This is a genomic window from Roseibium album, assembly GCF_965233825.1.
In the GTDB taxonomy this organism is placed as follows: Bacteria; Pseudomonadota; Alphaproteobacteria; order Rhizobiales; family Stappiaceae; genus Roseibium; species Roseibium album.
In genome coordinates this window covers 4,147,552-4,171,391 of sequence record NZ_OZ247583.1, presented here as the reverse complement: position 1 = coordinate 4,171,391, position 23,840 = coordinate 4,147,552, and the positions used below count along the sequence as shown (strand labels likewise).

The following is a 23,840-nucleotide window of genomic DNA, read 5'->3' as shown; positions in this document are numbered from 1 at the left end:
TTCCTTGGCAGCAAAAACAACCTGCCAAAATGCTGCACGCGTTCGTGCACGCCCGAAATATCCTTGAACCTGCGCAAATGCTACAAAATACACTCGATCGGGTTGCACCCTTGATCACGACAGATAATCTTTTTCAGTCAGATTCTCGCCAGTTTCTGCATCCCGGCTTCAAACCTTCAGGAAAACAAATGCCAACATGCCTTATCACCGCGACCAATCGCGGGATCGGTTTCGAACTTGCCAGAGCAGCTCTTTCCGATGGTTGGAAGGTCTATGGCTCAGTCAGATCCGAGAGTGCCGCTCGCCAATCCGCGGAACAGCTGGGCATCAATAAAGACTATGTACCCGTTGTTTTTGACGTGACGGACCATTCCGCGTTGCACGCGGCGGCACGCAAGCTTGACGACCGTCTCGAGCTTTTGATCAATAACGCGGGTATCATCACACCCGAGCGACAGACCCCGCTCGACATGGATTTCGCAGGATTTTTGCGAACACTGGAAGTTAACACTCTCGCGCCGCTGGCAGTCTCGCAAGCGTTTCTACCTCACCTTCGCAGATCAGACGCGGCCAGAATACTGACAATATCGAGCCAGATGTCATGGATGGGATATCGAAAGGCGGACACGCTCGCATACCGCGCCTCAAAAGCGGCCGTGAACAAGGTCATGCAAGGATTGGCGACCGACCTCGAGCCAGACGGTATTCCGGTAGCACTGATCGATCCGGGCTGGGTGCGTACATCAATGGGCGGGCCTGCTGCCGACAACTGTCCCAGTGAGGTTGCGGCGGGAATCTTGAACGTTGCACGATCACTCGAACTCGCAGACACGGGCAAGTTCTTCAAATGGACAGGCGAAGAGCGTCCCTTCTGAACCAACCACGCGAAAAAACCTGGAGCATCGACATGAGCTGGCCCCACCCTCTCACCCTCACCGGGACGCACGTGACGCTTGCACCCCTAGCCCATTGTCATGCTGACGACCTCGCGGAAGCGGCAGCCGAGGGAGATCTCTGGAAAGCCTGGTACACATCAGTGCCCAGGCCAGACCTCGTGCGCGAGGAGATCGATCGGCGACTTTATCTCCAGCATATCGGGTCCATGCTGCCGTTTTCGGTACTCACCCCCGACGGCAAGGCAGTTGGAATGACGACTTACATGAACATCGATCCCGTGCACAAAAGAGTTGAAATCGGTTCAACCTGGTACTGCAAGGCCGTTCAGCGCACGCCGGTCAACACCGAATGCAAACGCATGCTGCTGGCCCATGCGTTTGAAGAACTTGACTGCATCGCGGTAGAGTTTCGCACCCATTTCATGAACAGGCAAAGCCGAGCGGCAATCGAACGTCTGGGCGCCAAGCTGGATGGCGTCCTGAGATCGCATCAACGCACGTCTGACGGCTCCTTGCGAGATACCGCAGTCTATTCGATTCTGTCTCATGAATGGCCAGCGGTAAGAACGGGGCTGGATTTCAAGCTTGCAGAAGAACGGTGACGCTCTTATCCACATAAAGATTAGCGGACGAAATTATCCAAAGCTTTCTTTAACCAAGAATACATCTGTGAAGCACACTTTTCCCCATAACTTTGCAGCCAAAGTGTAATTTCCCACTCTCTTCTTTGAGTTTGACTAACATTTTAAGCAAATGTGAGGAATTGAGGCGCAGGCTGGTTCCATCGGCAAAAAAGATTGGACATGCAATGGAGCTCTACCGCGCCTGCTATCGCAGCAAAATCAAATGGGACAACATGCGCTTGCCCCTTCCCGACGAGATCGATCGCACATTGCTCAGGATCCGTCGGATCAACCGCAAGGCTGGTGTTACCGGAGCGCTTCTGCTGGTGGATCAACACGTCATTCAGGTTCTGGAAGGCCAAACCGGCCAAGTTCTGGACACGGTCTACTGTGTCATGAACGATCCGCGCATGAATGATATCGAAGGCATCATCCACGAGCCGGTCGATTTTCGCCTGTTTCCAAATTCACTTATGTTCTTCCGGGATCTGACTGACGGCATCGCGGCATCCAACCATCCGGTATTGCGTCCGCTGCTGGATCACCCGGGCGACGTTACGAGGGACGAGGCCTATCTGGCCTTCAGCCATTTTGCGACTGAACTTCAGGCAGGCAGGCTGACGAACGACATGCTCATGATCTGAAGGCCGGGCGCCGACAGGCACCTGACGAGGACTGCCTGCTTCGGCTTGTCGAGCACTTTATGCGATCAATGCTGCAAGGAGCCGGTCTCAGCACCCTGCTCTTTCCTCGATCGACACGATCCGCGTGTTGCTCATCGCAGCAACAATGCCCGTGAGCGGTGAGCCGATCACCGCATTTTCAGCCTTTAAGACCTTGCCCTCCTGCTTTACCCTCCCATAGTGTTTCCAAAACAAACACATATGGAGTCGCGCGCTGTTGTCAGGCCCTTACGTGCTGAAACCCAATCCGCTGGATCCAAGGCTTTCGACCTCTGTCAGCGGCATCGACCAGAATGGCCAGACGGTTGATACCAGGGTTGTTACCGAAAAACCTCTGACGCTCTACCTGAATTCGCAGGAAGTCGTCACGATGATGACCATTGGCGATCATCCGGATCTGCTTGCCGTCGGGTACCTGAAAAATCAGAACATGCTTGCCGAGGACGATGTCATTACCGGCATTGACCATGACGACGATATCGACGTTGTCATCGTGCGGACCGAGCGGGAAACCAACTTCGAGGAGAAGCTCAAAAAGAAGGTGCGCACGTCCGGTTGCGCGCAGGGAACAGTTTTCGGCGATGTCATGGAAGGTTTCGATACGGTCGCGCTGCCACAAGAGGCCAATCTCAAGACGTCCTGGCTTTACGCACTTACCAAATCCATCAACACGACACCGTCGCTCTACCTGGAAGCCGGTGCGATCCACGGATGCGTGCTGTGCCGGGAAGACAGACCACTTGTCTACATGGAAGATGTCGGGCGGCACAACGCCGTCGACAAGATCGCCGGCTGGATGGTGCTGAACAACATTCCGGCGAGCGACAAGATTTTTTATACCACCGGCCGGCTGACCTCCGAGATGGTCATCAAGACGGTGATGATGGGCATTCCAATACTTGTCTCCCGGTCCGGTTTCACTGCCTGGGGCGTTGAACTTGCGCGCCAGTCCGGCCTGACACTGATCGGCCGGGCGCGCGGCAAGCGTTTCGTTGCGCTTGCAGGGGCAGAGCGAATTGAGTTTGACATGGACCCGGAGGTGGCAGAAGACGAGCCAGCCAAGGTGAAACGCAAGGGGAGCATGACTGCACGATGATGGCGAAGCGCACTGCCTTGACCGTCGACAAGGTTCTCGGCTGCATTCTGGCGGGCGGACAGTCCAGGCGCATGGGAGGCGGTGACAAAAGTCTGTTGGATGTTGGTGGCAAATCCATGCTCGACGTGATCCTGGATAGGCTATCTGCACAGGTGTCCGAGATCGTCCTGAACGCCAACGGTGATCCGGACCGCTTTGCGAAATTCCACCTTCCGGTCATCCCGGACCCGGTCGGAGACTATGCAGGGCCTCTCGCCGGTGTTCTTGCCGGACTGACGCATGCGAAAGCGCAAAGACCCGATGTCAGCCACGTGGTTTCCATCGCCGGTGACACACCGTTTTTCCCGACGAACCTGGTGGACCGCTTGTGTTCCTCGGTTCCTGCCGACAAGCCGGTGATCGCGCTGGCGTCGTCATCGAGCAAGCTTCACCCTGTCTTCGGTCTGTGGCCGGTCGCACTCAAGGATGATCTCCACACGTGGCTTGAAACCGGTCAAAGCGGAAAAGTTCTCGCATTCGTCGACCGGCACGACAGTGTGGAAGTTTCCTTCGATCCTGATCCGGCAACGGGCCTAGATCCTTTCTTCAATGCAAACAAACCCGACGATCTGGCGACCGTTCGCGATACCCTGAGCTCCCGCATCTCATGACAGCAACACCCGTCTTTGGCATCACCGGCTGGAAGAACTCCGGCAAGACACAGCTCGTTACCCGGCTTGTTGCGGAATTCACCGCCCGAAACTTCAAGGTCTCGACCGTCAAGCACGCGCACCACAATTTCGATATCGACAGGCCCGGTGCCGACAGCTATCGCCACAGGGAGGCAGGTGCGAGCGAAGTCGCCCTGGTTTCCGGGCGCCGTTGGGCGCTCATGCACGAGCTCAGAAATGAAGATGAACCGACGCTGAAGGATATACTGTCCCGCCTTGCACCCTGCGATCTCATTCTGATTGAAGGCTACAAGCGTGAAGACCATCCGAAAATAGAAGCCCGACGAACAGAAACGCTGGACCGCGGACCGCTGGCACCTCAGGATCCGAACATACTGGCCATCGCAGCCGACCACCAGCTGCCTGATGAAAGCTTGCCGGTGTTCGACCTCGATGACATTTCGGCAATGGCGGATTTCATTCAACACCACCTGGATCTCAAAAGGTCGCGGCTATGACTGGCAAGCCCCTGCTTGACGACTGCTTTTTGCACGACAAGGACAGGTTACGGCACCACGAGGCCCTGGCGATCCTGAAAAACAGGCTCACTGCGATCGCAGGGACCGAACTTGTCAAACTGGAGGATGCACTTGAACGGATTCTTGCCGAAGACATAACCGCTTCGCGCAACATCCCGCTCGCAGATAACTCCGCCGTTGACGGCTATGCCTTCCGGCATGCTGACTTTGATGAATCCGGAGGGTTTTTCAGACTTCAGCAACGGATTGCAGCCGGTCACGCAAGTGCCGAAACGCTTGCCCCCTGGGCAGCTGCGCGGATTTTCACCGGCGCCGTCATGCCGCCTGGAGCAGATACTGTCGCGATGCAGGAAGACTGCGAAACGCACAGCCAGGACGGAGAAGAATTTGTCATAGTACCGCAGGGCTTGAAGTGGAGCGCAAATTGCCGGAAAGCCGGAGAGGATGTCGCAGAGGGCACGTCCATTTTGACCGCTGGCCAAAAGTTGCGTCCGCAGGATCTTGCCGCCATTGCTTCAACCGGACAGGCAGAAGTGTGTGTCTACAGGAAACTCAAGGTCGCGTTGATATCAACCGGCGACGAGTTGCGGCGCCCGGGTAACCTGATCACTGTTGGTGATGTGTACGATTCCAACCACTATCTGTTGCGCGGTTTGGCATCCACCGTCCCCGTGGAAATTGAAGATCTCGGTATCCTGAAGGATGATATGGCTACTGTCGAGGCTGCTCTAAGAGACGCTGCCGACAGGTTTGATGTCATTCTGACAACCGGAGGCGCCAGCCGAGGTGAGGAAGACCACATCCTCAATGTTCTTGACGTGCTTGGGAACCGGCACATGTGGCAACTTGCCATCAAGCCCGGCAGGCCGATGATGTTCGGAAACATCGGGGCCTGTGTGTTCCTGGGGCTTCCCGGCAATCCGGTCGCTGCGATGGTTTGTTTCCTCCTATATGCGCAACCGGTCATAAACCTACTGTCGGGGGGGGCTTTCAGGGAGCCACAAGCCTTTCAGATGCCTTCCGCATTTGAAATTTCCAGGAAGAAACCGGACAGACGCGAGTTTTACCGTGGATACCTGGACACAGACGACGAAGGCCGCACGGTGGCGCACAAGTTCATGCGCGATGGGTCGGGTCTGATCACCGGTTTGCGTGAGGCGGACGGATTAATAGAGATCCCGGAAGAGGTCACGGCAATCGGCAAGGGTGACATGGTTACGTTTCTGCCGTTTTCCGGCTTCGGCATCAGATAAACCCGGCAGTTTCCCGCCGGGTTTCTGGATGGTCTTAGGTCAGTAGGCGTAAGGCCAACTGGCCGGAACAAACCGGTAGCTTTCCCCTGCCTTGGAAACGCGTCCCATCCCCGGAAACGGGATATGCGCGCCTGCAAAGAAGAGTTTGTCGGCAGCGGCCTGATCAAAAAACTTCTTTCTGGTCTCAGCGGCCTGTCCTGAATCAATATCGAACCCGATACCCCATCCTGGCTTGTCGAACTGGTAGACCGTCATGTGAATGATATCGCCGGCAACCACCAGCGTTTCGCCGTTGCTGTCGAAAACATATCCGGTGTGTCCCGGCGTGTGCCCGGGCAATGCCATTGCCTGAACGCCCGGCATCAGTTCCTTGTCGCCAGAGAACAGGGTCTGATTGCCTTTGTAGGCTTCCGCAGCGCGTCGTGCGCCAAGAAAGAATGGCTTGAACTGCTCGGGGGCACCGTTCATTGCGGCATCGTCAAACCAAAAGGCGTTGTCGACTTCCGGCAGGATCAGTTCTGCGTTGGCAAAGACCCTGTTGCCATCGCCATCGATCGCGCCGAACAGGTGATCGGGATGCATGTGCGTGATCAGGATGGCATCGATCTGGTCGGGTGATACGCCTGCCGCTTTCAGGGCTGAGGGCAGACGTCCCATAGTCGGACCGAGTGCATCTGACGTGCCTGCGTCGACAAGAACGAGACGGTCACCGGTATTGACGAGATACGCATTTACCGGGATACGCAGAGCGTCTCCTTCAATGAATGCCTCGTCGCGGAGCCTTTCACCTTCTGCGGCATCGTAGCCGACGACAACTTCCGGTGTCACATCAAGGTAACCGTCCAAAAGCGCGGTGACTTCCATGTCGCCTACCTTGTAGCGAAGCGCCCCCGCCATCGGTTCGCCAGCTTTGGGAGCGGCTGCATTTGCAACACCGGAAACAAGGGTGACACCGCCGGCAGCTGCAAGAGCCCCTGCCCCGGCGGCTGCGCCCAGCATGGTTCGTCTGGAAAGAGAAATGTCGGATTTGGTCATGAACTGCCTCCCGGCTTGACCTGATAAAGATATTACTGAGAAGCCCCGATCGTGACTCCGATGGGGCTCTTTTATAGGTGTTTCATTCAATTTGATTTTGAAGAGCGGTAAACCTTATAAAACTCATAAGTACCATTTATATATAGCTGCAACGATGTGCGTTTTCGATGCAAAGGCCAATATGGACAAGCTCAGTGCACTTTCAGGTTTCGTACAGTCCGTGAATCTGGGAAGTTTTTCAGCCGCCGCCAAACACCTTGGCGTTTCGCAACCCGCAATCAGCCAGCAGATTCGCGGTCTGGAGGACCAGTTGGGGACACGATTGCTGAACCGTACGACACGGCAGCTTCGCCTCACGGAAGCCGGAGAGCGATATTACGTCTATGCGCGTGACATCCTCGACCGGCTGGTGGAGGCCGACCGGGCCGTTCAAAGTGACGAAACACAGATGTCAGGTCCGCTTTCGATCGGTCTGCCGCTTGGCTTTGCTGAAAGCGTGCTCGCCGATTTCCTGATCCGCTTCAAGAAAGAACATCCCTGCTTGCTGCTGGACGTGTCCCTGTCTGACCAGTTCGTGGACATCATCCAGGAACGCCTGGACGTCGCCATCCGGATGGGAGAGATCAAGGACGAACGCCTGATCGTGCGAAGACTTGGTGTCGCCCGGCGATGTCTGGTCGCTTCGCCTGACTACCTCGAGCGGAACGGCCAGCCCGTTCATCCGGCAGAGCTGAAGGATCACGACTACCTGCTCTACAAGAACATCTCGACCGGAGACCACGTACCTTTCATCAGCACACTCGGAGAGAAACTTTCGATCAAGATCAATCCGACAATGATCGTGAACAACTCTTCCACATTGCGTCAGGCGGCGCTGGCAGGTCTCGGCATAACCATAGCCAATCGCTGGATGATCGAACCCTACCTGAAAACAGGAGAGCTGAAACTGGTCCTGCCCGAATGGCAATACCCGCCTCACCCGATCCACGCGGTCTATCCCTCCAACCGGTTCATACCATTCAAGGTACGCCGGTTCGTCGACCGGTTGCAGGACTACTTCAAGGATATGGGAGCTTTGGATGGCTCGGCCGGCCATCTCTATGACTGAAAGTCCTTGCCGTGGTGTTGCTTGTCCCTGAAGCGATAAAGAGACCTAGATTTCGTCCACGGCCACGTACCAAGTTTCCTTCAAAGCATCGGCTTCCCATGTCTGCCAGGCAGCTGTTTCGGTCATTGCAGCACGATACTGCTCGAAGACAGGCGACTGCGTCAGCGAATAGGTCACGAACCGGCTGACAACAGGTGCGTACATGGCATCGGCGATGGTGAAATCTCCGAAGAGGAATGGCCCTCCGGACTTTTCCAGACACTCGCTCCAGATCTCGACAATCCGGCTGACGTCGGCCTTGACAGCCTCGTCGACGGCAAGCATTTCCACCGGGCGGCGCATGTTCATCGGACAAGCTCCACGTAACGCGCTGAAGCCAGAGTGCATTTCGGAAGCAATCGCTCTTGCCCGGGCACGCATTGCCTTGTCCGCCGGCCAAAGACCCTTTTCAGGGTAACATTCGGCTGCATATTCAAGGATCGCCAAACTGTCCCAGACCGTCAGGTCGCCATCTTGCAGAACGGGCACCTTCATGCTGGGAGAAAAGGCACGGAACTTCGGATTGCCATTTTCAAAATCAAATGGAACCAGTGATTCCTCAAACGGAATCTCCTTGTGCTTCAATGCAATCCACGGCCGGAATGACCAGGAGGAATAATTCTTGTTTCCGATGAAGAGTTCGAAAGATGTCATCCTGTCCCCCAGTTATCGGCAGTGAAAAATTATTTGCTGCGCGATCAAGTTGGAAATTAACATGTGAAATTGCTTAAAGCGTCCGGGCGTGCGACACAAATTCAAGTGTTTCATGGTTTTGATGAACAAGTTTGATCCTTCGTTCTTGCCGACAGCAAACGGGGTGAGTGTCATGAGCAGATTGTTCAGCAGTTTGCCGACCTGCTCCGATTATCGAAGCCTGTTTCGCAGCCTGTCGATGCTTTCCCCAAAGATACACACCTATAAATTGCATAAAACCATGCGCTGCACTGTGTTTTTTTCGCAGGAACGGTTGAAATTTGGTTCGAAGTGTATGGAATAGAGCCATCGAGCAAAAAGGCGGGACGAACCCGTCTGCGCTGCGAAAAAATAATAGGGGAATATAATATGCGTGTTTTGCGTATGGCTGCAGCAGCTGTTGCTGTTCTGGCTGCCGTTGGTGCGGCCGAGGCGAAAGACTGGTCGAAGGTACGTATCGGGACAGAAGGCGCCTATCCTCCATTCAACTCGCTGACATCCGACGGCAAGCTTGTCGGTTTCGACGTCGACATCGCCAAAGCGCTTTGCGAAGAAATGAAAGTTGAATGCGAATTTGTCGTGCAGGACTGGGACGGCATGATCCCTGCTCTGCAGGCGGGCAAGTTTGACGCGGTGATCGCTTCCATGTCTATAACCGAAGAGCGTCTGCAAAAAGTCGACTTCTCCAACAAGTACTACAATACGCCGCCTGCGATTGCCGTACCGAAGGACTCCAAGATCGCCGGTACGGGCGACGAGCACCTCAAGGGCGTTGCTCTCGGTGCCCAATCTTCGACAACCCACTCCAACTATGCCGAAGAAAAGCTGCCGTCTGCCGACCTGAAGCTCTACCCGACCCCGGACGAGTACAAGCTCGACGTCGCCAGTGGCCGTGTTGATGCCGTGATCGATGACGTTGTTGTTCTGTCCGAGTGGCTCGACACCGATGACGGTTCCTGCTGCAAGATCCTCGGAACACTTACTCCGGATCCGGTCATCAACGGTGAAGGTGCAGGTATTGCGATCCGCAAGGGTGAAGATGAGCTGAAAGACAAACTCAACGCAGCCATCGAAGCCATTCTGGCGAACGGAAAGTACAAGGAAATCAACGACAAGTACTTTACATTCGACGTTTACGGCGGCTAATTTTCAAGTCAGTTCAACACCATTGAAACGCGGCGCCACAAGCGTGCCGCGTTTTGCCGGAGGGACAAACCCGCGGCGCCGGCCTGAGGGGTGGCCGGAACCACAACAACAAGAAAAGAAAGAAGCGCCGGCTTATGGAAGAAGCTCTGACGCTGCTGTCCTTCGGGGAAAATGGCTGGGGAGACACCATCGCTGCAGGTGTCATGGTTACGGTTCTCCTGGCGATCGCTACATTGCCATTCGGACTTGTCCTCGGTTTCCTGATCGCTTTGGCGAAAAATTCGAGCGAACCCAGCCTCAAGCTGGCGGCAAACATCTACACAACGATTTTTCGAGGCCTGCCGGAACTCCTGACCTTGTTCCTGGTCTATTTCGGCGTACAAATCGGGATCCAGCAAGGCCTGAAGCTGATGGGTTTCGATGCCTTTATCGAGGTCAATTCCTTCGTCGCGGGCATGGTCGCGCTTTCCCTGGTATTTTCGTCCTATGCATCGGAGGCATTTCTGTCGGCTTTCAGGGGCATTCCTCAAGGCCAGTATGAAGGTGGAAACGCACTCGGACTTTCGCGATATCAGACCATGACGCTTGTGATCCTGCCGCAACTCATTCGCCTTGCTCTACCTGCGCTCGGGAATCTCTGGCTGATCCTTTTGAAGGAAACGTCCTTGGTTTCTGTGATCGGTCTTCCAGATCTCGTTCGTGAGGCCGGAATAGCCGCCCGTGTCACCAAGGAACCCTTTCTCTTTTTCGGCATCGCCTGCCTGGTCTACCTGTTGCTTGCAATGATCTCTTCAACGGGCCTTTCACGCATCGAGCGCTGGACCAAGAAGGGAGAGGTTGCAAGATGATCGCGGCCAATCCTGAAACCGGGCAAATTCGCCCACCCGCACCGCCTCGCGCGTGGACAAACATTCGTATTTTCGGCCATGTTCTCATGGCTCTCTGGATCATATCCGGTGCTTCTCTTTTGTATTTTCTGGGCAGCAACGTCGCGAGCACGTTTGTAGAAAAGTACTGGCTGAAATATGTGGACGGCTTTCTCGTAACACTTCAGATTGTCGGACTTTCCCTGCTTGTCGGCGCGTTGCTCAGTATTCCTGTCGCGCTCGCGCGCAACTCGACCTGGAAGATTTTTTCGTGGCCAGCCTATGGCTATGTCTATTTCTTCCGCGGAACACCGCTGCTCGCCCAGACTTTTCTGATCTATTACGGCGCCGGTACCTTCCGGCCAGAACTGGAAGCTGTCGGGCTTTGGGGGTTTTTCCGGGAAGCCTGGTATTGCGTGATTTTCGCGTTTTCACTCAACACGGCCGCCTATCAGGCCGAAATATTACGCGGTGCCATACTGAACGTGCCGAAAGGCCAATGGGAAGGTGCTGAGGCACTCGGAATTTCAACGCCGGTCACCTTCTTCAAGATCATCCTGCCTCAGGCTCTGATGGTGGCGCTGCGCCCCTATGGCAACGAAATCATCCTCATGATCAAGGGCTCGGCAATTGCCTCCATCATCACGATCTATGACCTGATGGGCGAAACAAGGCGTGCATATTCCAGATCCTACGACTTCCAAGCCTATATCTGGGCCGCGGTGGCCTATCTTTTGATCGTCGAAACCCTGCGCCGAATCTGGGACAAGATCGAAGCCCGGCTCACGCGCCACCTGAAGCGGTGATATCGGGTCCATAAAATTGATCTCAGCCGGGCGTGGCCCGGCATTCATCTCTTTGCCAAACCTGATATCAGGGGTATCAGCCTGCGGCACAGATCCGCGTCAACTGAACACGCATTGCCTGGAAGTTTCTCATGTCCAATTCGCTTTCCGATTCCGATGGTCTCCACCCGGACAGTCTGCTTGCCCACGCAGGTGGCGGGTTCGACGCGGCGACCGGTGCCGTCGTACCGCCGATCCAGACAGCGACAACCTTTGTCCGGGATGAGGACTATGAGCCGGTCCTTCCCGGTCACATCTACAGCCGCGACAGCAATGCGCTCTACCGGAAGACTGAAAAGCTTCTCGCAGCCCTTGAGGGCGGGGAAGACAGCCGTCTGTTTGCATCGGGGATGGCAGCAATCGCCGCAATTGTGCGCAGCGTCAGACCTGGCGGGACCCTGCTCGCGCAGTCCGGCATCTACTGGGGCACTACCTTGTTCCTCAGAAAACACTGCGCACGCAACAACATTGCCCTCGTGGAAGCCGATGCCAGTGATCTGTCGGCTTTTCGAGACGAGTTTTCCGTCACACAGCCGGATTTGGTCTGGCTTGAAGTCCCGAGCAATCCATTCCTCAAGGTCGCAGACATTCGCAAGATTGCAGAGCTGTGCAATGGAACCTCGGCGGTTCTTTGCGTTGACGCGACCGCGGCAACGCCGCTGATCCTGAAGCCGCTCTCTTTCGGTGCTGACCTGGTCATGCATTCAGCAACAAAGGCGCTCAACGGGCATTCCGACCTGCTTGGCGGTGTCGTATCCACCAGCAATGCCTCCAGTGAGGTCTGGACGTTCATCAGTGAAGAACGCCAAAATGCAGGTGCAGTGCTCGGGTCCTTCGAAACCTGGCTTCTTCTACGTGGGCTCAGAACCCTCGCACTCAGGGTCGAGCGGATGAACTCCAATGCGATTGATCTCGCCCGCAGTCTGGAAGCTCACCCCAAGGTCAAAACTGTTCTATATCCCGGATTGAAAAGCCATCCCCAGCACAGCCTTGCCAAGTCCCAGATGACAAACGGGTTCGGGTCTTTGATGTCCATAATGATCGACGGAGGCAAGGACGAATCCCTGAAAGTTGCCGGTGCCCTGGATATCTTTCAGCGGGCCACATCGCTTGGAGGGACTGAAAGCCTTGTCGAACATCGATTTACAATCGAAGGTGAAGGTTCGGGAATTCCGGAAAACCTCTTGCGACTTTCCATTGGCATAGAACACGGCAATGACCTGATTGCCGATTTCGACCAGGCACTGACAACAATCTGACTCAGATTTTGCCGGCTTTTCTCTCATCTCTCATCGATCGCAACCAGGTCATGAGTTTCTTCAGTGGCGGTCGTATCACTCCGGGGCGCGTGAGCATGTAGTATCCGGTACCCAGGCGAACCGTGTCTTCAAACAGGACGCGCAGGCTACCGGAGGCGATATCCGGTTCAATGAACGCCATTGCCGTTGCCGAGATGCCATCACCGCGCCTGAGGCCCTCAAGAACCATATAGCCCGGCAAGTGGGTTATGTTCAGTTTTCCCTTCGGGACGACACCCTGCTCTTCCATCCACATGGCAAGCTCGTTTGTCCCGTATTCCTGCAACCAGGGGAATTCGATTATATCCTCAGGAGTTTCGATTACCTTGTCTCCGATCAGGCAGTTTGCTCCGACCACAGCAAAATTGGTCGGTAACAGGAGTTCGGACTCCAGCCCAGGCCAGTTGCCGCCGCCGAAGCGGATCGCAAGGTCCACGCCGCCCGGCTTCAGCTCGATAACTTCGGCAGTCGGGTTGAGCATTAGTTCGATGTCGGGATACTGCAGGCGAAAGTCGTTGATACGCGGCATCAGCCAGCTGACAGCGAATGAAGGCGTCATCGTTATGTTCAGCGGCCTTGCGGTATCGTCCTTCAAAAGCGCGTCTACCGCTTCGCGTATCGTTTCGAATCCACCACTCAATCCGCTGTAGAGTTGTTCGCCTTCCGGTGTCAGCGCAACACCGCGGCCTTCCCGTGCCACCAGTTGCAGTCCCATGAAATTTTCCAGGCTGCGTACCTGCTGGCTGATGGCTGCATGGGTCACGTTAAGTTCCCGGCCCGCGGCTGACAGACTTCTGGTTTCCGCCACGACCGCAAACACCTTGAGACTGTTCAGGGAGGGTAAAGCTCGCCAATCCATATGTAACTACACCTTACATTATTGAAATCTTCCTGACTCGTTTTTCCGAGCAAAAAAGCACATGTTTGGTTCAGAGACGAAGCGAGGAGTGTAAGACCATGTTAGATATTTATGCCCGCAGCCTTTTGGAAGCAACCCGTTCCTCAAAAAATGATCAGCTGGATCCGCGGACCAAGAAGCGCCTCGCGCAGGAAGCTGCCCAAAAGGAACAGGCTGCGCGTTTGTGGTGGCGCCCACCTTATTGGGTCTGAGTCGGCGGCGGGTTACAAGCAGGGTGCGCCTGCCCACCTCCCGTCAAGGATCTTTGCAGGAAACCCAGGCTGACAGACGCCGACAAATACCCTAAAACCATGACAAACCAGTTTAGAAAAGGCCCGGCTCGACCGCCGGGCCTTGTTTTGCGAAGGGAGCGCGTCATGGCAAAGGTTGCATTCATCGGTCTGGGTGTCATGGGATACCCGATGGCAGGCTACCTGAAAACAAAGGGCGGTCATGATGTCACGGTCTACAACCGGACCACCGCAAAAGCCGAACGATGGACTGCCGAATTTGGCGGCAGTTTTGCACGAACCCCAAAGGAAACTGCAGCGGGTTGTGATTTCGTCTTTGCCTGTGTTGGCAACGACGAGGACCTGCGCTCGGTGACCACTGGTGAAAACGGAGCCTTTCACGGTTTGAAAGAAGGCGCCATCTTTGTCGACAACACAACGGCGTCCGCCGATGTCGCGCGCGAACTTCATTCCGCAGCAAGGGAAAAAGGCTGCGGCTTTATCGATGCCCCTGTTTCAGGTGGGCAGGCGGGTGCTGAAAACGGTGTTCTCACGGTTATGTGCGGCGGAGATGCTGAAGACTTCGACAAGGCAAAACCTGTTATCGAATGTTTTGCAAAATTCGTCGGGCTGATGGGAGACAGCGGCGCCGGACAGCTGACAAAAATGGTCAATCAGATCTGTATCGCAGGTCTCGTTCAGGGGCTCTCGGAAGCCATTCATTTTGCCAAGAAGGCAGAACTTGACGTTGAAAAGGTCATCTCCGCCGTTCGGGGCGGCGCTGCCCAATCATGGCAAATGGAAAACCGCTGGGAGACCATGCGCGACAGCGAATTCGAATTCGGCTTTGCGGTCGACTGGATGCGCAAGGATCTTGGGATCTGCCTGCAGACCGCAAATGAAACCGGCGCAAGGTTGCCTGTAACGGCCCTGGTCGATCAGTTCTATGCCGAAGTCCAGTCCATGGGCGGAAACCGCTGGGACACATCGAGCCTGATCGCGCGGCTCGAAAATGCTGAAAGAAAGTAGGTAGTCACCTGATGGCCAAGGCCGCCGAGACGAGTTGGACGGTCGCGCACATCCTCAAGCATCTTGAGCAAAGCGGTTCTGAAGAGAACCGCGCCGGGATGGCGCGATTCGGCATCGACATGACCAGGGCCTTTGGCGTTCCCATGTCGGTTTTGCGGCCTTTCGCCAGGACGATCCACAAATCGAATGACCTGGCTCTTGACCTCTGGGCCTCGGAAATTCACGAGGCCCGCCTGCTTGCAATCCTGATCACTCCCCCCAAGGAGATGACTGATGAACTGGCAAGATCATGGCTAGATGACACTCACTCCTGGGATCTGTGTGATCAACTCACAAATGTGCTCGCCCGTCGAACGGATTCAGACAAACTTGTCAGTGAACTGACGAGCGACACGAGAGAATTTGTCAGGCGCGCCGGTTTTGCGCTTATCGCCTGGCGCGCCGTCCACGCCAAATCGTCTCCGGACAGTGAATTCCTCGGCTACCTGGACCTGATCCGGAAGATGTCGACTGATGACAGGAATTTTGTCTGGAAGGCCGTTCACTGGGCTTTGCGGCAGATCGGCAAACGGTCGATCGAGCTGCACGGACCTGCCCTCGCTCTCGGTGAAGACCTCGCCGCTTCAAGCGACAAGACCGCCCGCAAGGTCGGCCGCGAAACCGTCAAGGAGCTTTCATCGGACAAAGTCCTTGCCCGTCTGGGAACAAAATAGCCCCTCTTCAGACTTCGACCTCAAGTGTGCCGATCGGATTGGAACAGCAGGCAAGTATGTAGCCGGCCTCGACATCGTCCTCGCTGATACCGCCCGAATGCACCATGTGGACCTCCCCGGCCAGTTTTTTGACCTTGCAAGTCCCGCAAACGCCAAATGTGCAGCCCGAGGGAATGTTCAGACCGGCATCCTTTGCCACGGCAAGAACGGTGTCGGTTTCAGTGCACCAGGCAGAGACACCCGAATTGGCAAAGACAATCTGCGCCTGCGTGTCCTCCTGAGGAACAACATCGTCGAATTCCGTCAATTCCGCCTTGGTTTCGGCAGGCGCCTGGAAGCTTTCCTGATGATAGCGGTCCATGTCGTAGCCAAGCGCATTCAGGATTTCGCGCACAGCATCCATGAACCCTTCCGGACCGCAGCAAAAGACGTCCCGATCAAGGTAGTCATTGCACATCAATCCGAGCATCAGCTGATTGAGTTGGCCCCGGTAACCCGTCCACACCTCATACGGGTCGCTTTGCTTGACGACGAAATGCAACTGCAAACCAGTGACACGGCTTGCCATATATTCCAGCTTCTGGCGGAAAATCAGGTCAACGGGCCTGTGAGCGCACTGAATGAAGCAGATATCGGGATCTTCCCCCCGCTCAAAAAGCGTCTGCGCCATCGACATCATCGGCGTCACACCGGATCCGGCCGAGACGAACAGGTATTTGCCATCCGGACTTGGAGGTAGATGGAACAGACCGGCAGGCCCAAAGGCTTTCAGCCGCATGCCGGGTTTCAATTCGTCCAGCATCCATCGCGTACCCTGACTGTCCGGCTGTGCCTTCACGGTGACCGAAATGTAGGCGTTGGAAACCGGAGACGATGACAGGGTATACGTTCGCTGGACATTTCCACCCGGGACCGGCAGGTCCAGTGTAACAAACTGCCCTGCCCGGTATACGAAGGTTGCGCCAGAAGGCGGCCGGAAGGAAAATGTCTTCACGTTGGGAGCTTCGGGCACCACCATCACGCATTCCAGAAGCTCGCTGTCGTTCCAGACCGGCGTGTCGCGCCCCGGCATCGGTATCATCGATCTACTCCGCCGCTACACGGAAGCGGCCAATAAGGGCCGCTTCGAGGTTTTGCGCGTACCAGTCGATGAACTGGATGACGCCACTTTCCTGGACGGGAGAATAGGGCCCGGGCTCGTAGGCCGGAGACCGGATGCCGATCTGGTTCTCTTCAACGATCTGCCGGTCCTCGTCATTCGTGTGCATCCAGACCTCGGTCAACCGGTCGAGATCATAGTCGACACCCTCTTCGGCATCCTTGTGTACAAGCCAGGTTGTCGTCACCTCGGATTCCATCGGACCGATCGGCAACACCCTGAAGGTCAGCACATGATCCGACAGGAAGTGGTTCCAGGTATTTGGATAATGGAAATGGAGGCAGGTTCCGGCGTTGTCGAAGGGAACCGTGCCGATCCGCCTGGACACTGCTGCCTTTCCGTCCATCGTATAGCTTACGGCCTCGCCCAGGAACGGAATACGCACGAAACGCCATTGTTCGTCCGGTGAGATCAGATATTTCGCGGGAAGGCCTGAGCCTTCGCAACGATCCACATGGGTTTTACCGACATTCGACGTTGATGCATCGTCTGCACCGACCAGATTCGGATCATCAGGAAAAGTGCGGCAAAGCGATGGATGCGACCCGGAGCAGTGATAGCACTCCCGGTTGTTTTCCAGAACCAGCTTCCAGTTACCCTTTTCAACGATCGTTGACTGGTGCGCAACTTTCAGGTTGCCGAGATCGTGAGGACCCAGGTAGCGAGCGGCCTGTTTTTGAAGCCCGCCAAGGTCCGGAGCCCGGTCGGCGAGACAGATGAAAACCATGCCTGAGACATCGGTACAATGAACGGATTTCAGTCCATGCTCCTGCGGATTGAAGTCCGGCCCCATTTCACGCGCCCACAGCAACTTGCCGTCCAGTTCATAAGTCCACTGGTGATAAGGGCAGACAAGCTTGGGTGCGGAGCCCTTGGCGGCCGCACAGATCCGGCTCCCGCGGTGACGGCAGGAATTGTGGAATGCGCGAATCGCGCCGTCGGCCCCGCGTACGATGATCACTGAATACGCTCCGATCTGGAGCGTCACGTAGTTTCCGGACTTCGGCAATTCCGCGCTTGGGACCGCAAAAATCCATTCTTGCTGCCAGATATGCTTCAGGTCGGCCTGAAACACATCCTCGTCGCAATAAAAGGCCTGTGGCAGCGAGTACCCTGCCCGGCGTCTCATCAACAGTGAGAGAATGTCCGCGTCGCTGTTCATTTCGGTATGTCCTGATCCTGCCGGTCTGGCCGGCCCGTCGTTGAGATGAAATTAGGCTTGCAGCGGTCACAAGCCGTAGCGCAAAAACGGCATTGTCTTATTCAAGTGAGACGTTGCCCAAGAATTTCACCGGACAGCTGAACTCAGATGTCCTTCACAAGCCGCAGCGCGTCGTAAATGGCGGCGTGTGTGTTGCGTGCCGAAACAGCGTCGCCGATCCGGTACAGCGCAAACTCACCTTTCGGGTTGGCGTCCAACGGCTGCGGTTGACCGAAAACAAGAGCTTCCTGCTTTACAAACCCAAGATTTTTCGAGCGAGGCTTCAGATCGAAATAGAGTTCATCCAGGGGAATGGTGCCATGGTTGATCACGATCTGATCGAATTCACGCTCTTCGGTGAAAGCTGAATAGTCTGTCCCGATGACAGCTGTGATCATGTTTCCGGACCGTCTGGCGGCCTTCAGTCGATAGGTCACCGTGAAACGGACGTCCTTGTCCTGAAGGGCGCGCATGTACGGAACCAGATTCATCGCCATGACATCGGGGGCGAAAGACCTGTCCGGCGTCATGATCTCGACATGCGCTCCTGACGCCGCGATCAACTCGGCGGCCTGCAATGCCGCATGGTCGCCCGCATCGTCATAGACAAGGACACGCCTGCCCGATTTCACGTCGCCGGCTATGATATCCCAGGAAGACGCGACAAGATCATTGCCCTCCGACAGCACGTCGGTATGCGGCATGCCGCCGGTCGCAATGATCGCGACGTCAGGACACTCCGCCAAGACATCTTCCGCGTCGGCAAACGTGTTGAAATTGAACTTCACACCACGTGCAAGACACTGCTCCATGCGCCACTCGATGATGGATATCATCTCCCGGCGCCGCTCGGACCGGGCGGTCAGACGGATCTGACCTCCAGCGTCAGGTGCGGCTTCAAAGACGGTCACTTCATGACCGCGCTCTGCAGCAACGCGGGCCGCCTCCATGCCGGCCGGTCCGGCGCCAACCACGACGACTTTCCTTCTCACGTCCGCAGGCGCAATCTCGTGTGGCATTGTCAGTTCCCGGCCGGTCGCAGGATTGTGGATACACAGCGCGTCCCCGGCCTGGTAAATCCTGTCTAGGCAATAGGTTGCGCCAACGCAGGGTCGTATGTCCCCTTCCCGTTTTTCTTTTATCTTCCGCACAATCATCGGATCGGCCATATGGGCCCGGGTCATACCCACCATGTCCAGGAGACCTTCTGCAATCGCATGGCGCGCAGTTGCCACATCCGGGATCTTGGCAGCGTGGAAAGTTGGCAACCCCACTTCCCTGCGCACCCTGCCTGCAAAATCCAGATGGGGCGCATTGCGCATACCCTGAACGGGAATCACGTCTGTCAAACCCGGATCGGTATCAATGTGACCGCGTATCACGTTGAGGAAATCGATCTGACCGGTTTCCTTCAACCGATGTGAAATCTGAAGCCCCTCTTCCGGCGTGATGCCGCCTTGCAGGTCTTCGTCTGCCGTATATCGAATGCCAAGGATGAAATCGTCCCCGACGCGCTTGCGTATCGCGTCTATAACTTCGAACGAGAACCGCATCCGGTTTTCCAGTGATCCACCGTAGGGCCCCTCCAGGGAGTTTGTCACCGGCGACCAGAACTGGTCCATCAAATGCCCGTAGGCCTGCAGTTCGATGCCATCCATACCGCCTTCCTTCATCCGCTCTGCGGCATCGGCATAATCCTGGATTATCCGAACAATGTCCCAGTCCTCGACCTGTTTGGGAAAGGCGCGATGCGCTGCCTCGCGCTCGTGGCTTGGCGCGACCGCGGGGAGCCAGTCACCCTTGTTCCAATGGGTTCGGCGCCCAAGATGGGTGAGCTGGATCATCACGGCACAACCGTGATCGTGGCAGGCATCCGTCAGGCGTCTCACCCACGGCACGACCTCGTCCTTGTAGGCAAGAATGTTGTTGAACACAGGTGGTGAGTTTCTCGAAACCGCGGCGGAGCCTGCCGTCATGGTCAGCGCAACACCCGCCTTTGCGCGCACTTCATGATAGGCCCGGTAGCGGTCTTTCGGCATGCCGTCTTCAGGATATGCCGGCTCATGCGACGTGATCATGATCCTGTTTTTCAGCGTCAGATTCTTCAGCTGATATGGCTGTAGCAGCGGATCCCTGGACATGTGTTTCCCTCAATTCGCGTCCTGCCGCGACCAAGCCACGACGGCTGGCGAACTTAAATCGCATCGGCTACGGGTGAAAAGGCGTAAAAACGACATCTATGTCGCTTTTAAAGACACTCATGTCAATTTTTGTTGTATCCGGTCATGCCTGCTGTTATCGAACCGCCATGAGCGAACCTTTGATAGAAAAGTCCAGTGGTTGGCGCGGTACGCGCGAGATCTGGATGCTGGCAGCTTACGAGGCATTGCTCGACAACGGCATCGATGCGGTAAAAGTCATGCCTCTGGCTGAACGGCTGGGCCTGTCACGAACAAGTTTCTACGGCCACTTTTCTGACAGGGGCGACCTGCTCGAAGCGCTGATTGGTTTGTGGCAATCCAAGAACACAGGCAATCTGATCAAACGCACCGAGGCATATTCAGAGACAATCACCGAAGCGATATTGAACGTATTCGATCTCTGGCTGATGCCGGACTTGTTTGATTCCCGCCTCGAATTCGCTGTCAGGAACTGGGCGCATTCTGATGCCCGGCTTGCGCAGATGCTTGAAGAAGCAGACCATATTCGTGTCGACGTCTTGCAGGCGCTGTTCGAGCGCTTCGGCTTCAACCCCGAACAAGCTAGTGTCAGGGCAAATACGGTTTACCAGACACAGATCGGCTACATTTCGATGAAGAAGCACGGCCCGGCAGAACCGCTCGAACCCCGTCGCCAACGCATGCTGCTTTATGCGGAGATCTTCGCCGGGCAGCCGGTTACGGACGCTGAAACAGCACGGTTCTTTGCAAGGCATCCGCTGCCCGAAGTTTAGTCGAAGACAATTTCACGCAGCCGATTGCCCAGACGCGCGCAAGCGGAAATCGTCCTCCGGATCAAAGCCGGATTGAGGCTGTTTGTTTTTCATGAACAGGGCCAGCACCTGGCACAAGACAATAAATGCGACAAGTGGCACGAGGCTTGAAAAGATCATGGAAATCAGCCAGTCCCGGGTCAGAAGCACGTCGTGAACGGTTGGCGATATCCAAAGCAATGCGGCCGATGCCTGGAGCATCAAGGGCCACCTGGGTACTTCTTTCACCACCAAGATCAACGCGACGGAATAAAAGAGCCAGTCATAGAACATGAATGACGGCGCGGTCAGGGCAATGGCAAACAATGAAACGGCAACAGCTCTTTGCCGTGGAAGCAACCGAACGGAGAACCAGACAGCAAAGGCCGCCAACACGATCGACAGGACTTGCGTTGCCATTCGTATTTCAGCAGAAGCCCCCCACTTGCCGAAGGAACTGCCGATCGTCGACATCATGCCGTAGTTGGCCGAAAGCTGTAGCATGTGCACACCGTCCCGCATCGACGCCAAGAAAGTTTCCCAGAGCCCCAAGCCGTAGACGCCGACAGAAAGACTGATCAGTGTTGCGGTTCCAAGAGCAGCATAAAAAATCGTGCGCCAGTCACGATTGGCCGCAAGGAACACAGGAAGCAACAGGCCATATTGCGGTTTGATTGTCACCAGCGCGAGTGCCAGGCCGCTCAGGACCGGTCGATCTCGGCTGTGCAACATCGCGAACAACAACAGGAACGTTATCAACGGCGATAGCTGCAGAAGCTGAAACGCGTAATAGGCTCCCGGAGACAACAACATGAAGACATAGGGCCATGCCGCAAGACCTGGTCTGACGAGATGGATCATCCCGAAAAAGCAGGCGGAAAAGACCGCCATCCCGATCAACTTTGCAACGGGATAACTGAAATAGGCCAGTGGCTCAAACAAGAGCAATGCATGGGGTGGATTCAAGAAGAGAAGATTTTCGTTCTTTTCCGAAAATCTCTCGCTGAAGATGGCCGGATCGTAGGCATCGGCAGCCTGACCACTCAGGGCGAGCTCACCTGCCCGGTAAAACGCAACGAAATCCTCGCGCTGTACAAGCGACAAATCCGCGTGGAAGTCAAAAAGCCCACCAAAGTCGGTCTGAACCCAGGAAGATGCCAGAAACACCGAGACTGCTATCAGCATGAAGGCAAAAAACGGACCTCCAAATCTGGCGTTCAGATCGTCAGCTTTCAGAAGGTCAAGCACCCTTGCACGCAGTTTCAAAACCCGCGCGAAACTCGCTGCAAATGCCTCATGCCCATCGGAAACCAATTCCAGCCTCATCCTTGTGAATGCTTGCTGGTTCCGTAGTACGCAGGCGAAATGAAATTGCCGTTAATCCGCGTGCTTAATGCCCCGTTCACACCGTACGACCGGCAGGTTTCTTTTGGAAATCGCGGTAAAGCTGTGAGCCAGAATTCACTTGTGTTCCGAAGACGGAATACAATCTCACGACCCTGTGCGGGGTTTTTCCGTAGCCACGTAGGACAATGGCAGCGCAGTTGTGTTCTTGATCTGCTCCATGGCGAATGTCGTTGAGACATCCGAAATATCAATCTTTGAAACAAGCTTCTTGTAGAACGCGTCGTAGGCTTCGATATCGGGAACCGCGACCCGCAACAGGTAGTCGACCTGCCCGGCCATCCGGTAGAACTCGACGACTTCGGGAAACTCCCGAATGACGTCGGCAAATTTCTTCAACCAGTCTTCGGAATGCTGGCTCGTCGTGATTGCCACAAATGCCGTCACCTTCGCATTCACCTTGGCGGGCTCCAGCAGCGCGACACGTGCGGTTATGACGCCATCTTCTTCCATCTTCTGGATCCGGCGCCAGCAAGGTGTCGTCGACAAGCCGACCCGTCGCCCGATTTCCGCAACAGGTACGGTGCAGTCTTCCTGGAGGATGGACAGTATTCGTCGGTCGATGCGATCAATCATGGTTTCTGCTACCAGCGTCGCGAGTGATATTTCCAGAAAGAGATCAAATCACTCGGCAGGAAAAAATTTCAATTCACAGGCTGAACTCGTAACGGTTTTTCAACTTGCCTGTCAATTCCCCCTCAAATGAGAATTTTTTTCGAAAATCTCACTTTCGCAACCGCAACGATTTCAAGTCAACCGCGAAACCTCTTTTTGCAGCACAGGAAGCAGATCGCTTTCAAACCATGGATTTTTCCTCAGCCAGCCATTGTTGCGCCAGGAAGGATGCGGCAACGGGATTACGGCCGGCTTGCCCGGTTGCCGGGTTGCCTCGAAATAAGCCTGCCAATTCACCACGGTTTCCGTAAGGCTTTTCTTGCGCTCACTCCCAAGGTGGTAGGCTTGAGCATATTGCCCGATCACCAGTACCAGTTCGATCTGAGGCATCTCTGCAAAAAGTTCATCGTGCCAGAGCTTCCTGCATTCCCTGCGCGGCGGCAGATCCCCTCCCTTGGAATCCAGGCCAGGGAAGCAGAAACCCATTGGCACGATCGCGAGACGGTCGGGATTGTAGAACGTCTCTTCGCCAATCCCCATCCAGCTGCGCAACCTGTCGCCGGAAGGATCGGTGAATGGTCTGCCGCTTTGATGCACCCGCGTACCCGGTGCCTGACCGCAGATGCACAACCGTGCCGCTGAAGATATCTGCAGCACTGGTCGCGGCGCGTGCGGCAGCGGCTTTCCATCCGGATTTTCAATACATTTCCGGCAGGCACGAATGCCTGCGGCGAGCTGGTCCAGTCCTGGCGAATTCTGCTTGGAAGACAAAGAGTTGCACCTTGATACAGCTGATTAACACATTTCTTACCACGATCTTGAGGACGATCTTAAGGAATGATGAGTCAGT

Annotated in this window: 24 protein-coding genes; 15 read left to right on the top strand and 9 right to left on the bottom strand. The window is 55.5% G+C overall.

The genetic code is table 11. The features are described from left to right. The first annotated feature begins 188 nt into the window (after positions 1-188). From ACO6TI_RS19065 to glp, 7 genes are all read left to right on the top strand, one after another. Positions 189-875: an SDR family oxidoreductase gene (locus tag ACO6TI_RS19065; protein WP_108873107.1), complete on the top strand. Its 687-nt coding sequence runs from the start codon at positions 189-191 to the stop codon at positions 873-875. Positions 876-907: 32 nt separating this feature from the next. Further along, a complete protein-coding gene (locus tag ACO6TI_RS19060) occupies positions 908-1,498 on the top strand; it encodes a GNAT family N-acetyltransferase (RefSeq protein WP_422383101.1) in 591 nt (196 codons plus the stop codon). 206 nt (positions 1,499-1,704) lie between these two features. Continuing rightward, on the top strand, positions 1,705-2,163 hold the full coding sequence (locus ACO6TI_RS19055; RefSeq protein WP_055118962.1) for a BLUF domain-containing protein: 459 nt from the start codon (positions 1,705-1,707) through the stop codon (positions 2,161-2,163). Between the two features lie 256 nt (positions 2,164-2,419). Continuing rightward, on the top strand, positions 2,420-3,298 hold the full coding sequence (fdhD, locus tag ACO6TI_RS19050; protein WP_104704243.1) for a formate dehydrogenase accessory sulfurtransferase FdhD: 879 nt from the start codon (positions 2,420-2,422) through the stop codon (positions 3,296-3,298). Continuing rightward, complete coding sequence (gene mobA, locus ACO6TI_RS19045) at positions 3,295-3,948, top strand: molybdenum cofactor guanylyltransferase MobA (protein WP_196879283.1); 654 nt, start codon at positions 3,295-3,297, stop codon at positions 3,946-3,948. Before fdhD ends, mobA begins: the two co-directional genes overlap by 4 nt. Further along, entirely contained in the window at positions 3,945-4,466 is a 522-nt protein-coding gene (mobB, locus tag ACO6TI_RS19040; protein WP_055118298.1) for a molybdopterin-guanine dinucleotide biosynthesis protein B, read from the top strand. Before mobA ends, mobB begins: the two co-directional genes overlap by 4 nt. Then, positions 4,463-5,740: a gephyrin-like molybdotransferase Glp gene (glp, locus tag ACO6TI_RS19035; RefSeq protein ID WP_422383100.1), complete on the top strand. Its 1,278-nt coding sequence runs from the start codon at positions 4,463-4,465 to the stop codon at positions 5,738-5,740. The genes mobB and glp overlap by 4 nt, the downstream gene beginning before the upstream one ends. Before the next feature lie 39 nt (positions 5,741-5,779). On the opposite strand, the gene ACO6TI_RS19030 is transcribed toward glp, so the two are convergent. Further along, on the bottom strand, positions 5,780-6,775 hold the full coding sequence (locus ACO6TI_RS19030) for an MBL fold metallo-hydrolase (protein ID WP_196892622.1): 996 nt from the start codon (positions 6,773-6,775) through the stop codon (positions 5,780-5,782). A gap of 181 nt (positions 6,776-6,956) precedes the next feature. On the opposite strand from ACO6TI_RS19030, the gene ACO6TI_RS19025 reads away from it, so the two are divergent. Beyond that, positions 6,957-7,883 carry a LysR family transcriptional regulator gene (locus ACO6TI_RS19025; RefSeq protein WP_055118966.1) on the top strand — a complete coding sequence of 309 codons (927 nt, stop codon included), beginning with the start codon at positions 6,957-6,959 and terminating at the stop codon, positions 7,881-7,883. A gap of 45 nt (positions 7,884-7,928) precedes the next feature. Here ACO6TI_RS19025 and ACO6TI_RS19020 read toward each other — a convergent pair whose 3' ends face one another. Then, on the bottom strand, positions 7,929-8,576 hold the full coding sequence (locus ACO6TI_RS19020) for a glutathione S-transferase family protein (RefSeq protein WP_422383099.1): 648 nt from the start codon (positions 8,574-8,576) through the stop codon (positions 7,929-7,931). Between the two features lie 408 nt (positions 8,577-8,984). On the opposite strand from ACO6TI_RS19020, the gene ACO6TI_RS19015 reads away from it, so the two are divergent. The 4 genes from ACO6TI_RS19015 (at position 8,985) to ACO6TI_RS19000 (ending at position 12,731) form a co-directional block, all read left to right on the top strand. Next, positions 8,985-9,761, top strand: a complete 777-nt coding sequence (locus ACO6TI_RS19015; protein WP_055118308.1) for an ABC transporter substrate-binding protein — start codon at positions 8,985-8,987, stop codon at positions 9,759-9,761. A 134-nt stretch (positions 9,762-9,895) separates the two neighbouring features. Then, the gene (locus ACO6TI_RS19010; RefSeq protein ID WP_055118968.1) at positions 9,896-10,609 is read left to right on the top strand and encodes an ABC transporter permease; all 714 of its coding nucleotides are present in this window, start codon (positions 9,896-9,898) and stop codon (positions 10,607-10,609) included. After that, complete coding sequence (locus tag ACO6TI_RS19005) at positions 10,606-11,433, top strand: ABC transporter permease (RefSeq protein ID WP_196998694.1); 828 nt, start codon at positions 10,606-10,608, stop codon at positions 11,431-11,433. Before ACO6TI_RS19010 ends, ACO6TI_RS19005 begins: the two co-directional genes overlap by 4 nt. A gap of 131 nt (positions 11,434-11,564) precedes the next feature. Further along, a complete protein-coding gene (locus ACO6TI_RS19000; protein WP_196998693.1) occupies positions 11,565-12,731 on the top strand; it encodes a trans-sulfuration enzyme family protein in 1,167 nt (388 codons plus the stop codon). 1 nt (position 12,732) lies between these two features. On the opposite strand, the gene ACO6TI_RS18995 is transcribed toward ACO6TI_RS19000, so the two are convergent. Then, positions 12,733-13,629, bottom strand: a complete 897-nt coding sequence (locus ACO6TI_RS18995) for a LysR family transcriptional regulator (protein WP_422383098.1) — start codon at positions 13,627-13,629, stop codon at positions 12,733-12,735. Positions 13,630-14,045: 416 nt separating this feature from the next. Here ACO6TI_RS18995 and ACO6TI_RS18990 point away from each other — a divergent pair, with 416 nt between their 5' ends. Next, positions 14,046-14,927: an NAD(P)-dependent oxidoreductase gene (locus ACO6TI_RS18990; protein ID WP_055118315.1), complete on the top strand. Its 882-nt coding sequence runs from the start codon at positions 14,046-14,048 to the stop codon at positions 14,925-14,927. Between the two features lie 11 nt (positions 14,928-14,938). Then, positions 14,939-15,640 carry a DNA alkylation repair protein gene (locus tag ACO6TI_RS18985; RefSeq protein WP_422383097.1) on the top strand — a complete coding sequence of 234 codons (702 nt, stop codon included), beginning with the start codon at positions 14,939-14,941 and terminating at the stop codon, positions 15,638-15,640. A 7-nt stretch (positions 15,641-15,647) separates the two neighbouring features. On the opposite strand, the gene ACO6TI_RS18980 is transcribed toward ACO6TI_RS18985, so the two are convergent. The 3 genes from ACO6TI_RS18980 to ACO6TI_RS18970 all read right to left on the bottom strand — a co-directional run bounded on the left by ACO6TI_RS18980 (position 15,648) and on the right by ACO6TI_RS18970 (position 20,141). After that, entirely contained in the window at positions 15,648-16,721 is a 1,074-nt protein-coding gene (locus ACO6TI_RS18980; protein WP_108872571.1) for a 2Fe-2S iron-sulfur cluster-binding protein, read from the bottom strand. Positions 16,722-16,725: 4 nt separating this feature from the next. After that, positions 16,726-17,961, bottom strand: coding sequence for an aromatic ring-hydroxylating oxygenase subunit alpha (locus ACO6TI_RS18975; RefSeq protein WP_422383096.1), 1,236 nt, complete (start codon positions 17,959-17,961; stop codon positions 16,726-16,728). A gap of 143 nt (positions 17,962-18,104) precedes the next feature. Continuing rightward, positions 18,105-20,141 carry an FAD-dependent oxidoreductase gene (locus ACO6TI_RS18970; RefSeq protein ID WP_422383095.1) on the bottom strand — a complete coding sequence of 679 codons (2,037 nt, stop codon included), beginning with the start codon at positions 20,139-20,141 and terminating at the stop codon, positions 18,105-18,107. Positions 20,142-20,308: 167 nt separating this feature from the next. On the opposite strand from ACO6TI_RS18970, the gene ACO6TI_RS18965 reads away from it, so the two are divergent. Next, on the top strand, positions 20,309-20,953 hold the full coding sequence (locus ACO6TI_RS18965; protein ID WP_422383094.1) for a TetR/AcrR family transcriptional regulator: 645 nt from the start codon (positions 20,309-20,311) through the stop codon (positions 20,951-20,953). Positions 20,954-20,965: 12 nt separating this feature from the next. On the opposite strand, the gene ACO6TI_RS18960 is transcribed toward ACO6TI_RS18965, so the two are convergent. From ACO6TI_RS18960 to ACO6TI_RS18950, 3 genes are all read right to left on the bottom strand, one after another. Further along, complete coding sequence (locus ACO6TI_RS18960) at positions 20,966-22,297, bottom strand: glycosyltransferase family 87 protein (protein ID WP_422383093.1); 1,332 nt, start codon at positions 22,295-22,297, stop codon at positions 20,966-20,968. Between the two features lie 165 nt (positions 22,298-22,462). Continuing rightward, on the bottom strand, positions 22,463-22,948 hold the full coding sequence (locus ACO6TI_RS18955) for an Lrp/AsnC family transcriptional regulator (protein ID WP_173937391.1): 486 nt from the start codon (positions 22,946-22,948) through the stop codon (positions 22,463-22,465). 174 nt (positions 22,949-23,122) lie between these two features. Beyond that, entirely contained in the window at positions 23,123-23,761 is a 639-nt protein-coding gene (locus ACO6TI_RS18950) for a uracil-DNA glycosylase family protein (protein WP_422383092.1), read from the bottom strand. Between the last annotated feature and the right edge of the window lie 79 nt (positions 23,762-23,840).